This window comes from Marichromatium sp. PS1, assembly GCF_041155115.1.
In the GTDB taxonomy this organism is placed as follows: Bacteria; Pseudomonadota; Gammaproteobacteria; order Chromatiales; family Chromatiaceae; genus Marichromatium; species Marichromatium gracile.
Map to the genome: position 1 here is coordinate 175,696 of NZ_BAAFHB010000001.1, position 13,585 is coordinate 189,280.

Consider the following 13,585-nt stretch of genomic DNA (forward strand, 5'->3'; position numbering starts at 1 on the left):
CCAGGGTAGGACCCTCATGACTGAGCTCGAAACCTTCGACGTGGTGGTGATCGGCGGCGGCCCCGCCGGCGCCACCGCCGCCACCGACCTGGCCAAGCGCGGCCGTTCCGTGCTGCTGCTCGACCGTCCCGGGCGAATCAAGCCCTGTGGCGGCGCCATCCCGCCGCAGGCGATGCGCGAATTCGACATCCCCGAGGCCCAGCTGGCCACCCGGGTCTATTCCGCACGCATGGTCGCGCCCTCCAACCGCACCGTCGACATGCCGATCGACGGCGGCTATGTCGGCATGGTCGACCGCAAGGACTTCGACGAGTGGCTGCGCGAGCGCGCCGCCGAGCACGGCGCCACCCGTCTCGACGCCACCTTCGAGGCGATCGAGCGCGACGCCGACGGCACCGCCCTGGTGCGCTACCGCCCCGGTCAGGGCCGCGATTCGGGCGAGCCGCTGCAGGTGCGCGCGCGTGCGGTGATCGGCGCCGACGGCGCCCACTCGGCGGTGGCCAAGCAGTGCGTGCCCGGCGCCGAGAAGATGAAGTACGTCGCCGCCTATCACGAGATCGTACGCACCCCCGAGGGCTTCGACGGCACCCGCTGCGACGTCTACTACCAGGGCGACATCTCCCCCGACTTCTACGGCTGGGTCTTCCCCCACGGCGATACCATCAGCGTCGGCGTCGGCACCGAGATCAGCGGTTTCTCGCTGCGCTCGGCCTGCACCGAGCTGCGCAAGCGCGCCGGACTGGCCGAGGTCGAGACGCTGCGCTGCGAGGGCGCGCCGATCCCGCTCGAGCCGCTGCGCTGCTGGGACAACGGTCGTGACGTGGTGCTCGCCGGCGATGCCGCGGGCGTGGTCGCACCGGCCTCCGGCGAGGGCATCTACTACGCCCTGCTCGGCGGACGTCTGGCCGGCGAGGCGGTCGAGGAGATGCTGGCCACCGGCAAGGCCTCGGCGCTCAAGCTCGCACGCAAACGCTTCATGAAGGATCACGGCCGGGTGTTCTGGATCCTCGGCATCATGCAGCGCTTCTGGTACGCCAACGACAAGCGCCGCGAGCGCTTCGTCAGCATCTGCGCCGACCCCGACGTGCAGTACCTGACCTGGGAGGCGTACATGAACAAGCGTCTGGTGCGCGCCAAGCCGACGGCGCACATCCGTATCTTCTTCAAGGACCTCGCCCACCTGCTCGGCGTCGTCTCGCCGCGCTGAACCAGGGGCCGGGCGTCGTGGAGTCGCTGTTCACCAGCGCATTGGTGATCGACCTGATCCTCGGGCTGATCGCGCTCGAGGCGCTCGCGCTCGCGCTCATCCACCGCTGGTCCGGCAAGGGACTGCCGCCGGCGGAGGTGATCGGCTTCCTGCTCTCCGGGGCCTTCCTGATGCTGGCGCTGCGCGCAGCCCTGACCGATGCCTGGTGGGGCTGGGTGGGGCTGTGGCTGACCGCCTCGCTGTTCGCCCACCTGTTCGATCTGATCCGACGCTGGCGCGACCACTGAAGCGCGCCCGAGCGGTGTCTCAGTGACCCGGCGTCCCGTCACCCTCGTCACGCCCCTCGCCGTCCTGGCGCTGGGCGGCATACCACAGCAGCCGCTCGAGCAGCGTGGTGGTGTGGCTCACCGAATGCTCGAAGCCCTCGAACACCGCAGGCACACGCTCCAGATCGACCCCGTCGGCGACCTCCTCGGCGGCGAGTCGGGCGTTGCCGATGATCGCGGCGAACAGTTCGCGATAGCGTTCGCCGTCGCCGCCGCACAGCGGCGCGCTGGTACGGTGTTGGCGCGCGGCGATCCCGGCATGGAGCCGCTGGCGGGCATCCTCGGCGGCCTTGATACCGGTGAGGTCGGTGAACAGGAACATGAAGCCGAGCACCCGCCCCGGCGCCGAGAACACCGGGTCGGCGCGTAACAGCACCGGGGTCTTGCGCCCATCGGCGCCACACACCTCGAGCTCGGCGTGCCAGGGCTGGTAGTCGTCGCGGAGCGCGGCCAGCGCGGCACGCACCGTTGCAGGATCGCTCACCAGTCCGGGCAGCGCGTCGAGAGACTCCAGACGTCCGGCGCCGAACAGCCGCTCGAGCGAGCGGGTGGCCAGTACCAGCCGCCCCTCGGGATCGGTGATCAGCATCGGCTGATCGGAGATCCGCACCCGCGCCTGGGCCTCGGCGAGCTGCGCCTGGGCGATCAGCAACCGTACCGAGCGGAACTGCTGGAGCACGTCGGTCACCGATTCACCCAGCAACCGGGCGATGGCCGTCTGCCCCGAGTTCCAGGGCACCGCCCGGCCGCGCACCTCGCGCTGCTCACCGGCGAGCGCCGGGGCGCGGTTGAGTTCAGCCCCATCGGCACAGAGCAGCGGGCTGGCGCCGAGGATCAGGGTCCGCACCCGCTCGGGGCGAAACCACACCAGGTACTCGCCGCAGCCGCTCGACAGCGGCACCGCCAGCACCCCGCTGGCGGTCTCCTTGAGCGTGGCGAAGCGCGGGTCCTCGCGCATCAGCGAGGAGGTGGCGATCACCGCCGCGCGCGGCTGGCGATCGAGCCAGGCGCGGATGCGCAACAGTCCACCCTGCTCCGGGACCCGGCCCAGGGTCTGCAGCTCACCGTCACAGAACAGCGCCGCCCCGCTCGCCTCGAGGCTCGCGAGCAAGGCATCACCATCGGTGACCAGCGCCGAGCGCCAGTCGCCGCTGCACGAAATCGCCTCGATCATCCCCCGCTCGAGGCGCCGCACCGCCTGCTCCGCCTGCTCCTGGATGAAGCTCTCCAGTGCCGCGATACGCGTGGCCACGGTCTCGGCGAGCAGCTCGCAGAGCGCGCGGATCTCGTAGTGGACGAAGCGCGGCGTGCGATGGTGACAGGCGATCAGACCCCATAGCCGCCCGCCCACCACCAGGGAGACGACCAGGGTGGCGCGCACATCCATCATCTTGAGGATCTGGATGTGCAGCGGCGAGACACTGCGCAGGGTGCACAGCGACAGGTCGAGCGGCTCACCCAGAGGATGCATCGGCTGCAGCGGCACCGGCACGCTGTCGACATCGACCAGCAGCCGCACCCGTGGGCGGCGCCCCGGCTGGCGCGCCATCCGCGGCACGCAGGCCTCGGGATAACACTGGCCGAGATAGGCCGGCAGCGCCGGCTCGCGCGCCTCGGCGAAGACCTCGCCGTGACCGGCCTCGTCGAGCCGGTAGAGCATCACCCGGTCGTAACCGGTGAGCCGCTTGAGGGTCGCGACGACCTCCTCGCCGAGCGCCCGCACCGAGGGCGCGGCGATGATCCGCTGCAGCGCCTCCTCGACCCGCCCGGAGAGCTCGAGCGACGGCCCGGCGGGCTCGAGTTCGAGCACCAGCAGACCGCTGCCCGGTCGGTGTACCAGCACGTCGAACTCAGTCGCGCTGGCACCCAGGCGGCAGCGCAGCGCCAGCGCCACCGGGTTGAGCGGCGCATCCAGATGGGGGCGCAACCGCTCGACCAGATCCTCCCCCAGCCAGCCGAGCCGGTGCCCGGGCAGCGCATCGTCGAGCCCCAGCATCCGCCGCGCATTGGTGCTCGCCTGCAGGATCTCGAGATCCTGCTCGCGCACGCTGATCAGGGCACCATGGGGCTGGATGGTCTGGATCGAATGCAGTGATTCGGGGTCACGACCCTCCGACCCGGCGATCGTGAACCTGGTCAAGGCGGAGAAACTGACACTCACAGACGGTAAACCTCCGTGCTCGGCGCCTGCCCGTGGCCACGGACGGCGGGGCAGGGCCTGCAGGCGGTGCGGGACTGGGCGGGCGAACCGCCGCCCCGAACATCCGCCCGATGTCGGCGCCGACGGCGCACGACCGGGATTCGCAACCGGGCGCCGAGGGTCAGCAAGGGCGCCCCGGGCCCGGACATCTCAGACGATGGTACGTGAGCGACCCCAGGCATACCAGCGGGAGCACGGTCGACGTGACCCTCCGTCGCGCCTGAGTTACCATAATCGACTGACCCGCCCTCGTAGCTCAGCCGGATAGAGCAATCGCCTCCTAAGCGATAGGTCACAGGTTCGAATCCTGTCGAGGGCACCATCCCCCAGGCACCGGGACATCTCGCCGGCGGCCAGTATACCAGCCCCCCGCCGACACCCCGGCCGTGGCCCGCGCCGCCTGCGACCGCGCGCCGCCATGCCCGACTATGCCTGCCGGGCTCCGACCCGCGCCAGCCCGCGCAGCACCAGGTCGGGCACCGCCTCCCAGGGACGATCGAGCTGCCCGGCGAGCCGCGGCGCATCCCCCCCGGTCAGCAACAGCCGAGGCATCTCGCCGGTCTGCGAGACGAACTGGTCGTAGAGCCGGGTGGCAACGCCCAATACCGCTTGCAGGCTGCCGGCGGCCACCGCCGCACCGGTATCGCGCGCCCAGGACTCACCGCTCGGCTCGGCGGTGATCCGCGGGATCGCGGTGCCGGCGAGCAGACTCGCGCGCATCATCTCGATCCCCGGCAGGATCACCCCGCCGAGATGCTCGCCGTCGGCGGCGAGCAGATCGAAGGTCACCGCGGTACCGGCATCGAGAACGAGCTTGGCGCCCTCCCCCTCGGCCTCGGCCGCGACCAGTCCCAGCCAGCGATCGACGCCGAGCCGGCTCGGCTCGTCATAGGCGATGCGCAGCCGCCCCCAGGTCGCGCGCGTGGCGACGAACTCCGGCTCGAGCGCCCAATAGGCACGACTCACCCGACTCAGCGCCTCGGCCACCGCCGCGCCGCCGACATTGCTCACCAGCACGCGCTCGGGGCGCGGCGCCAACCGCTCCCAACTCGCCAACAGATCGAGCGGGATGCCGCCGTCGTGGCGCACCACCCCGACCTCGCCGAGCCCCTGATCGTCAGCCAGGGTCCAGCGCAGATTGGTATTGCCGATATCGAGCAGCAACATCATCGGCCCTCCTCCGCGACCGGCCGCAGACTGACCTCGCCGGCCTGGAAGCGGCGCACCCCCTCGGCGGTCTCCAGTCGCAGCGCACCATCGCTCTCGATCCCGGCATAGCGACCACGGATCACCCGCTCGCCGAGGTGCAACGCCACCGGCTGGCCGAGCAAGCTGTCGAACCGCCCCCAGCGCGCGAGGAAGGGGGCGAGACCGACGCGCTCGTAGTCTGCCAGGGCCTCGAGCAAGGCCTCGGCGAGCCGCCCGGCCAGCGCATTGCGCACGCCCTCGACCTCGGCGGGCAAGGCCTCGGCGAGCGTCACCCAGGGCTGGTCGATCGCCGCCCCCTGGTCAGCCGCCATACGCAGATTGATGCCGATGCCGACCACCAGATGGCTCGGCCCCTGCGACTCGCCGGCGACCTCGAGCAACAGCCCGGCGAGCTTGCGTCGCTGCCAGAGCACGTCGTTGGGCCACTTCAGCGCCACCCCTTCGACCCCAAGCGCGGCGAGCTGCTCGGCCACCACCACCCCGGCGACCAGGCTCGATGCCCCGAGCGCGGCCGGCGCCAGCGGCGAGCGCCACAGCAACGAGCCGTAGAGATTGACCCCGAAGGGCGAGACCCAGGTCCGCCCCCGCCGCCCGCGCCCGGCGCTCTGCTGCTCGGCCAGGCACAGGGTCGCCGAGGGCGCACCGGCGGCGGCCTCGCGCATCAACCAGGCATTGGTCGAATCGATCTGATCGTGGATATCGAGCCGGGCAAGCCGCGCGCGCCCCTGCTCGGACATCGCCGCGAGCAGGCGCTCACGCTCGAGCAGCTCCAGCGGCTGAGCGAGACGGTAGCCGCGCCCGCGCACCGATTCGAGCGCCAGACCGAAGCGCTCGGCGGCCTTGCGCAACGCCTTCCACACCGCCGCGCGGGTGATGCCGAGGTGCGCGGCGACGGCCTCGCCCGAGTGCACCTCGCCGTCGGCGAGCAGCCGGATCAACGCGATCTGACGATCCATCCCCGCCCCCTCAGACATGACTGGCCAGCCAGGCCGCGCGCGCTGCCTGCGCAGCGGCCTCGGCCTCGGGCAGCAGACGCAGCTCGCAGGTGTCGGCCGGGGCCGGCTGCGGACGCACGGCGAGTTCGAGCAGCTCGTCGTCGCGGAAGACGTGCAGCGACACCGGCGCATCCAGCGCACCGAGCGCGGCCACCGCGCGCTCGAAGTCATCGGCGCCGACCCGCAGCCCATCGAGCGCGACCAGCCGGTCGCCGGGGGCAAGCCCGGCGCGCTCGCCCGGCGAGCCGGCGAGGACATGGCGCACCACCCCCTCGGGCGCACCCGGCGCCAGGCGCACCCCAAGGGTGGCCGGGGGCTCGACCGGGTCGAAGCGCTCGACACAACCGCCGAGATCCTTGCCATCGCGCGCCGGGCGCAACCGCATCTCGATCCCCAGGGAGGCGAACAGCGGCGCGAGATCGAGCTCGTCGGTGGAATCGAGCGCGGTGGCGAAGAAATCGCCCAGCTCGAGCCCGCTGACCTCCTCGGCCAGGGCCTCGATACCGCGCTCGGCGACACCGACCCCGGTCCGTCCGTGGCGGGTCCAGAGCGCGCGCATCACCGTATCGAGCGAACAGGCCCCGGCGCTGCGCTGGCGCAGCGTCAGATCGAGCGCCAGCGCCACCAGCGCGCCCTTGAGGTAATAGCTGACGATGACGTTGGGCGCACTCTCGTCCTGCTTGTAGAAGCGGGTCCAGGCATCGAAGCTCGACCCGGCCAGGGTCTGCAGATGCCGTCCCGGGTTGCGCTGCAAGCGGGTGATGGCGTTGGCGAGCAGGCCGAGATAGGTCGCGGTGTCGATACGACCGCTGCGCACCAGCGCCAGCTCGTCGTAGTAGGAGGTGATGCCCTCGAAGGCCCACAGCAGACGGGTGTGGACCTCGTGCTCCAGACCGCCGTCGATCAGCGCCTGGGGACGGATGCGCTTGACGTTCCAGAGATGGAAGTATTCGTGACTGCACAGCCCGAGGAAGCGGACATAGCCCTCGCGCGGCGGACGGTCGCGCTCGGCGCGTCGCGGCAGATCGGCGCGGGCGCACATCAGGCTGGTGGAGAAGCGGTGTTCGAGCCCACCGTAACCGGCGCCGGTGACGCTGGTGAGGAACAGATAGCGGTCGAGCGGCAGTTCGCCGAACAGCGCCGCATGCTCGCGGCAGATGTGCTCGAGGTCCTCGACCAGCCGCTCACCGTCGGCGCGATGCTGCCCGCTGAGCACCATGCGATGGGGTACGCCGTCGACATCGAAGGGGATCTCGGTAAACCGCCCCATCTCCACCGGATGGTCGATCAGGTCGGCATAGTCATCGGCGAGATAGCGCCCGAAGCCGCGCGCATCGACCGACTCGGGCCGGCAGGCGCAGGCCAGGCGCCAGTCGGCGCGCCCCTCGCCCGGCGGCGGCAGCAGCTCGAGCGCGCAGGGGCGCTCATCGGCGCCGTCGACCCGCAGCAACAGCCCGGGACCGTTGAAATAGACATGGGTGGCATCGAGATGACAGCCGCGCACCGAGCGATCCCAGGCATGGACCCGATAGCGTACCCGCGCCGTGGCGACCGGCCGGTCGGCGACCCAGGTCTGCTTGTCGTGTTTCTCCAGCGCGAGCGGCGCACCCTCGCCATCGCTGGCGGCGATCTCGACGAGATTGCGGGCGAAGTCGCGGATCATATAGCTGCCCGGGATCCACGCCGGCAGACTCAGGCGCAACATGGCGGGCGCAGCGCGGGACAGCAACAACTCGACCTCGAAGAGATGGGCCTCGGGGTCGACAGGATGAACACGATAGGTCAGATCGACCGGTTGATTGCGGGTTTCAGGCATGGTCCGAAGGATTGCAGCGGATGAAGACGCCGCTACGGTAGCAGATGCCCAGGGTGCACGCAGCGTCCGGGATGCCGGGGGAGGCCCGTCGTGACACCAGCCCGACTGACGGGTGGAGGTGGAGCCTCGGCAAGCGGGTCATGTTGGGGAGGAGCAGGTCGGGGTCGGACGACCCCGCCTGATGGCGGACCGGGGATGGTCCGCCGGGCGTCCCGCCGACACCTCGGCAGGACACCGCGGGGGAGCGGCGGCAGCGCCCCTCCCCCTGAGGCGACGCCTTACCAGCGCGGTCCGCGAGACGGACGCTCACCACGGGGCTTGGCCTGGTTGACCTTCATGTTGCGCCCCTTGAGCGGGGTGTCGTTGAGGGCCTTGATGGCGGTATCGGCCTCGGAGTTGTTAGGCATCTCGACGAAGCCGAAACCCTTCGACTCACCGGTGAACTTGTCGGTGATCAAGTTCACGCTGGAGATCTCACCGTAGGCGGCGAACACGGCCTGAAGTTCTTCCTGAGTCACGCCGTAAGCGAGATTGCCAACATAAATATTCATATTCGGGATATCCATACGAGCGCGCATTGAAGAGAAAGAGAACAGCCGAAAAATCAACGCGCAACTGATTCGACAGTTTTTGTCTCCACCGTTGGAGACCAGGCCCACGTCTTCGGTACCGGCAACGGGGCATCCGGAATGGTGATCCGGAGCGATTGTCACGAGGCCGGCGTCCGATGTCCGGCGCGTCCGATCAACGGACGACGACCTGACGGCAGCGCACGGAAGCGCTGCATTGGGGCCAAGGCGGATGGACGCACCACCCGCCGATACGGACCGATCAGGCCCGTGTCGAGCCGCCTTGGCCGAGCCGGGCGCGCTTGGCGCCCTGACCGGACCGCGACTTGGATGCAGGACGCCCGGAGCGCTCCCGCTGTGCATTGCCGCCGTTACCCCGGCCGCCATTGCGACCGCCCGAACGACGGTGACGACCGCCCCGACCATGATCGAGGGTCTCGCTCGCCGGCGCCTCGGCCGAGGGCTCGAAACCGGCAACCGGCTGGAGCACGATCTCACGCTTGATCAGACGCTGGATGCCATTGAGCAGCTTGCGCTCGTCATGGCTGACCAGCGACAGCGCCCGACCACCGGCACCGGCGCGACCCGTGCGTCCGATGCGGTGAACGTAGTCTTCGGCAACGGCGGGCAGCTCGAAGTTCACCACCTGGGGCAGGTTGGCGATGTCGATGCCGCGCGCGGCGATGTCGGTCGCCACCAGCGCCCGCACCCGCCCCTGCTTGAACTCGCTCAGCGCTCGAGTGCGCGCCGACTGACTCTTGTTGCCATGGATCGCCGCTGCGGCAATCCCCTCGCGCCCCAGATACTCGGCCAAGCGGTTGGCACCGGCCTTGGTCCGGGTGAACACCAGCGCCTGCTCCCAACCCTCACGGTGGAAGAGATGGGCCAGCAGCTCACGCTTGCGCGACTTGTCGACCGGGTGCGCACCCTGCTCCACGGTCTCGGCGGCGGTATTGCGCCGGGCGACCTCGACCAGCTTGGGCTGATGGAGGATGCCGTCGGCGAGGCGCCGGATCTCGTCGGAATAGGTCGCCGAGAACAGCAGGTTCTGACGTTGCTTGGGCAGCAGCGCGAGCACCTTGCGGATATCGTGGATGAAGCCCATGTCGAGCATCCGATCGGCCTCGTCGAGGACCAGGATCTCGACCGCGGACAGGTCCAGGGTGCGGCGCGCGGCATGATCGAGCAGTCGCCCCGGCGTGGCCACCAGGATGTCGACGCCGCGCCGCAGTCGGTCGACCTGCGGCTGCATGCCGACACCACCGAAGATCACCGTCGAGCGCAGCGACACCTCACGACCATAGGCCTGGAAGCGCTCGCCGATCTGTGCCGCCAGTTCGCGAGTCGGCGACAGCACCAACGCACGGGGCAGGCGTCGTCCACCATTGCTCTTGCGGGCCGCGAGCAGCTGCAGTACGGGAAGCGCGAAGGCCGCCGTCTTGCCGGTGCCGGTCTGGGCGCCGGCGAGCAGATCATGGCCCGCCAGGACCGCAGGGATGGCCTGCTCTTGGATCGGGGTCGGGCGTGCATAGCCCTGACCTGCCACGGCACGCAGCAGATCGGCCCGCAGGCCGAGCGAATCGAAGGACATGAAGACTCCTGAAACCAGCCTAACCCAAGTCTTGAATGCTGGGGCCGGTCTAGGCAAAAAAGAGGGAGGACGTTCGAGGGTGAGGCCTTGATGGCAAGGTCGGTTCAGCCGCGAGACGACGCATCGACCGGTTGATGCGATGGATGCAGTCTACGCGCTCGGCAAGACGAAAGCCAGCGATCCATTGCAATGATCTCATCCATGAGCTGAAAACACGTCGAACCCGCCTCCGCATCGTCCGCGGCCTGCGCGGATGATATCCAGCGGCGCGGAAGGACGGAGGCGAAGCGATGCATCAACCGTTCTTGACCTGCAGATAGGTCTTTTTGAAGGTGTCGCGATCTTCCTTGGAGCTGTGGTCGAGACCCTTTTCCGTCATCTTGTCCTTCATCCAGCGCGGCAGCACGCCACGGACATAGACGTTTTCCGGGTTCTCGGGGTCGAAGTACTCGGTGTACTGGCGCGAGCCGGAGGACTTGCGGGCACCAGTGCGGCGGGGCTTCTTCCCATCGAGCAGCTCGACGATCTCGGCGAGATCATAGCCGCGCTGCTGAATCAGGTCGCGGACCTCCTGGGCCACTTCCTTCTTCGCCTCGCGACGACGGATCTCGAGTGCGCGCTTGAGCTCGGACTGCTTGCTCTCGGCCTCTTCCAGCTGGCGCCGGATTTCCTCGACGCTAAGGTTAGCGTACTCCACGTGGTCTACCTCCAATGGGGTTAGGGTGTTTTTCTTTGATGGACGCAAAAGACAGAATCTGCGCGCACCGCGTAATTTATTCGATTTATTACAAAAGTCAAGCAAAGACCTTTTATTGACCGGCCTTTTTAACTATAAAAAAACAACCACGACATCCGCTCATGCGCCTAACCGGCCATAGAGTGAACGATAAAGAACCCCCTCCTCCAGCAAATGCGGCATCCCGGCAATCTCACAAGGGGATTGCCATCGCACATTGACGAAAGGCGGGTTGATTTGGCAGGAAAAGATGATGCCGCCGGGGCGATGTCGTACACGAAAGAAGACATCCAGCTCCCCCGAACGACACCGACTCATTCAATGAGTGGAGGCTGGCGACTCGGATCCTCGCGCATGGCGGCAAGAAACATGGCATCGCCATAGCTGAAGAAGCGATAACGTTCGGCCACGGCATGACGGTAGGCCGCCATCATCCGCTGATACCCGGCAAAGGCGCACACCAGCATCAGCAGGGTCGACTCGGGCAGATGGAAATTGGTGACCATGGCATCGACCACGCGGAAGCGATAACCCGGACGAATGAACAACCGGCTCTCGCCGCGATAAGGACGCAGCTCGCCGCCGGCCGCAGCGGTCTCCAGCGCTCGCACACTGGTGGTGCCGACGGCGATCACCCGAGCGCCACGGGCGCGGGTCTCGGCCACCCGCGCGCACAGCGCCTCGTCGACCTCCAACCACTCCGAGTGCATGTGGTGCTGGTCGAGATCATCGACCCGTACCGGGCGGAAGGTCCCGGCACCGACATGCAGGGTGATCTCGGCACGCTCGACGCCGCGCGCATCGAGCCGATCGAGCAACGCCTCATCGAAGTGCAACCCGGCCGTCGGCGCCGCCACCGCGCCGGCATTGCGCGCATAGACGGTCTGATAGCGCGACTCGTCGGCGGCCTCGTCGGCGCGGGTGATATACGGCGGTAGCGGCATGTGCCCGAAGCGCTCCATCAATACCGCGAAGTCGTCATCGAGTGCGCGCAGCCGGAACAGGTCATCATCACGTCCGATCACCTCGATGCGCGGCACGCCGTCGATCGAGAGCCGGGCGCCGGGCTTGGGCGACTTGCTCGCGCGCAGATGCGCCAGCGCCACCCCGGGCTCGACCACCCGCTCGATCAGCAGCTCCACCCGCCCGCCGGTCTCCTTGACGGCGAACAGACGCGCGCGCATCACCCGGGTGTTGTTGAACACCAGCAGATCGTTCGGTCGCAGCAGTGCGGGCAGGTCGAGAAAGCGTCGGTCACTCGGCCGCTCGGCCCCGGCCTCGAGCACCAGCAGGCGCGAGGCGGCACGCTCGGCGAGCGGATACTGCGCGATCAACTCGTCGGGAAGATCGAAATGGAAGTCTGAACGGCGCATCGCTTGGCAGTGCAAAAGAGATCGAGGGTCGACGGATAGCCACCGACCGGGAAACAGGGGCACGAGACGCCGCGAACACGGCATCTCGCACGAATACGAAAGCATGGGGACCACCGTCACGCCCGATCGGGCCGACGACATCCTTGCGGTCAGCGCACGACGTCTGGTCGCGACCGGGCCGCGCCGCCAGGAACTCGGCGCGACGAAAACGGATCATTGTCGCCGATCGGCGCGCACTTGTCCTTGGCCGGGATCAATCCAGCACCAAGCGGACCAGGCTCCATAGGCGATGGCCCGGACTCTGGTCTAACATGCCCGCTCCATCGCAACCGGCATCACAGCACCGAGATGATCAGCTACGGAATCGACCGCCTGCTCGCCGAGCCCGAGCTGCGCCGCCCACTGCACGGCCGGCGCCTCGCCCTGCTCGGCCACGCCGCCTCGCTGAGCGCCAGCGGCCAGCACAGCCTCGACGCCCTGATGGCGCTCCCCGACCTCGACCTGGTGGCCGCCTTCGGCCCCCAGCACGGGATGCGCGGCGACAAGCAGGACAACATGGTCGAGACCCCGGACGAGCGCGATCCGCGCCACGGCATCCCGGTCTACAGCCTCTATGGCGAGGCGCGCTATCCGACCGCGCGGATGCTCGAGAGTTTCGACGTGCTGCTGGTCGACCTGCAGGACGTCGGCACCCGCATCTACACCTACATCACCACCCTGGCCTATCTGATCGAGGCCTGCGCCCGCCACGGCAAGGCGCTGTGGGTGCTCGATCGCCCCAACCCCGCCGGGCGCCCGATCGAGGGCAGCATCCTCGAACCGGGCTGGGAGAGCTTCGTCGGCGCCGGGGCGCTGATCATGCGCCACGGTCTCACCCTCGGCGAGCTGGCGCGCTGGTTCGCCGCGCGCGGCGGGCACGACCTCGAGCTCGAGGTGGTCGAGATGCAGGGCTATCGGCCCGAGCAGGGGCCCGGGTTCGGCTGGCCGTTGCACCAGCGCCCCTGGGTCAACCCCAGCCCCAACGCCGCCAGCCTCAACATGGCGCGCTGCTATCCCGGCACCGTGATGCTCGAGGGCACCACCCTCTCCGAGGGACGCGGCACCACCACCCCGCTGGAACTGGTCGGCGCCCCGGACCTCGACTTCAACCGCATCCTCGCGCGGATGGAGGCGCTGTGCCCGGCCTGGACCCGCGGCGCACTGCTGCGCCCCTGCTGGTTCGAGCCGACCTTCCACAAGCACCAGGGCGCGCGCTGCGCCGGGGTGCAGATCCACACCGATCAGGCCGGCTACGATCACGGCGCGTTCCGCCCCTATCGGCTGATCGCGCTGTTGTTCAAGGCGCTGCGTCTGGAGTCCCCCGACTATCCGCTGTGGCGTCACTTCGCCTATGAGTACGAGCACGAGCGCCTGGCCATCGACCTGATCTGCGGCGGCCCGCTGCTGCGCGAATGGGTCGACGACCCCGCGGCCACCCCCGCCGATCTCGAACGGCGCCTGAGCGCCGACGAGCACGCCTGGCGCGAGCAGATCGAGCCGCTGCTGATCTACCCCTGACCCCGG

At 68.9% G+C, this 13,585-nt stretch carries 11 protein-coding genes and 1 tRNA gene; 4 read left to right on the forward strand and 8 right to left on the reverse strand.

Features of this window, described 5'->3' with window-relative positions; genetic code table 11:
* The first annotated feature begins 16 nt into the window (after positions 1-16).
* The gene (locus ACAM26_RS00810; protein WP_062272407.1) at positions 17-1,207 is read left to right on the forward strand and encodes a geranylgeranyl diphosphate reductase; all 1,191 of its coding nucleotides are present in this window, start codon (positions 17-19) and stop codon (positions 1,205-1,207) included.
* Positions 1,208-1,224: 17 nt separating this feature from the next.
* A complete protein-coding gene (locus tag ACAM26_RS00815; protein WP_123139970.1) occupies positions 1,225-1,494 on the forward strand; it encodes a hypothetical protein in 270 nt (89 codons plus the stop codon).
* 19 nt (positions 1,495-1,513) lie between these two features.
* On the opposite strand, the gene ACAM26_RS00820 is transcribed toward ACAM26_RS00815, so the two are convergent.
* A complete protein-coding gene (locus tag ACAM26_RS00820) occupies positions 1,514-3,673 on the reverse strand; it encodes a GAF domain-containing protein (RefSeq protein WP_369612941.1) in 2,160 nt (719 codons plus the stop codon).
* Positions 3,674-3,978: 305 nt separating this feature from the next.
* Between ACAM26_RS00820 and ACAM26_RS00825 the strand changes: the two genes are divergently transcribed.
* Positions 3,979-4,055: transfer RNA gene (locus ACAM26_RS00825), tRNA-Arg, on the forward strand.
* 104 nt (positions 4,056-4,159) lie between these two features.
* On the opposite strand, the gene ACAM26_RS00830 is transcribed toward ACAM26_RS00825, so the two are convergent.
* From ACAM26_RS00830 to queA, 7 genes are all read right to left on the reverse strand, one after another.
* Entirely contained in the window at positions 4,160-4,900 is a 741-nt protein-coding gene (locus tag ACAM26_RS00830) for a type III pantothenate kinase (RefSeq protein WP_369612942.1), read from the reverse strand.
* Positions 4,900-5,898, reverse strand: a complete 999-nt coding sequence (birA, locus tag ACAM26_RS00835) for a bifunctional biotin--[acetyl-CoA-carboxylase] ligase/biotin operon repressor BirA (RefSeq protein ID WP_123139973.1) — start codon at positions 5,896-5,898, stop codon at positions 4,900-4,902. The genes ACAM26_RS00830 and birA overlap by 1 nt, the downstream gene beginning before the upstream one ends.
* A gap of 10 nt (positions 5,899-5,908) precedes the next feature.
* Entirely contained in the window at positions 5,909-7,753 is a 1,845-nt protein-coding gene (locus tag ACAM26_RS00840) for a M61 family metallopeptidase (RefSeq protein ID WP_369612943.1), read from the reverse strand.
* Positions 7,754-8,031: 278 nt separating this feature from the next.
* A complete protein-coding gene (locus ACAM26_RS00845; RefSeq protein ID WP_005221201.1) occupies positions 8,032-8,304 on the reverse strand; it encodes an RNA-binding protein in 273 nt (90 codons plus the stop codon).
* A gap of 280 nt (positions 8,305-8,584) precedes the next feature.
* Positions 8,585-9,913, reverse strand: a complete 1,329-nt coding sequence (locus ACAM26_RS00850; RefSeq protein ID WP_123139975.1) for a DEAD/DEAH box helicase — start codon at positions 9,911-9,913, stop codon at positions 8,585-8,587.
* Between the two features lie 295 nt (positions 9,914-10,208).
* Positions 10,209-10,610 carry an H-NS histone family protein gene (locus tag ACAM26_RS00855; RefSeq protein ID WP_123139976.1) on the reverse strand — a complete coding sequence of 134 codons (402 nt, stop codon included), beginning with the start codon at positions 10,608-10,610 and terminating at the stop codon, positions 10,209-10,211.
* A gap of 353 nt (positions 10,611-10,963) precedes the next feature.
* Complete coding sequence (queA, locus tag ACAM26_RS00860; RefSeq protein ID WP_123142034.1) at positions 10,964-12,022, reverse strand: tRNA preQ1(34) S-adenosylmethionine ribosyltransferase-isomerase QueA; 1,059 nt, start codon at positions 12,020-12,022, stop codon at positions 10,964-10,966.
* A gap of 348 nt (positions 12,023-12,370) precedes the next feature.
* Here queA and ACAM26_RS00865 point away from each other — a divergent pair, with 348 nt between their 5' ends.
* Positions 12,371-13,579 (forward strand): exo-beta-N-acetylmuramidase NamZ domain-containing protein, encoded by a 1,209-nt coding sequence (locus ACAM26_RS00865; protein ID WP_123139978.1) that lies wholly within the window; start codon positions 12,371-12,373, stop codon positions 13,577-13,579.
* Positions 13,580-13,585 lie beyond the last annotated feature (6 nt).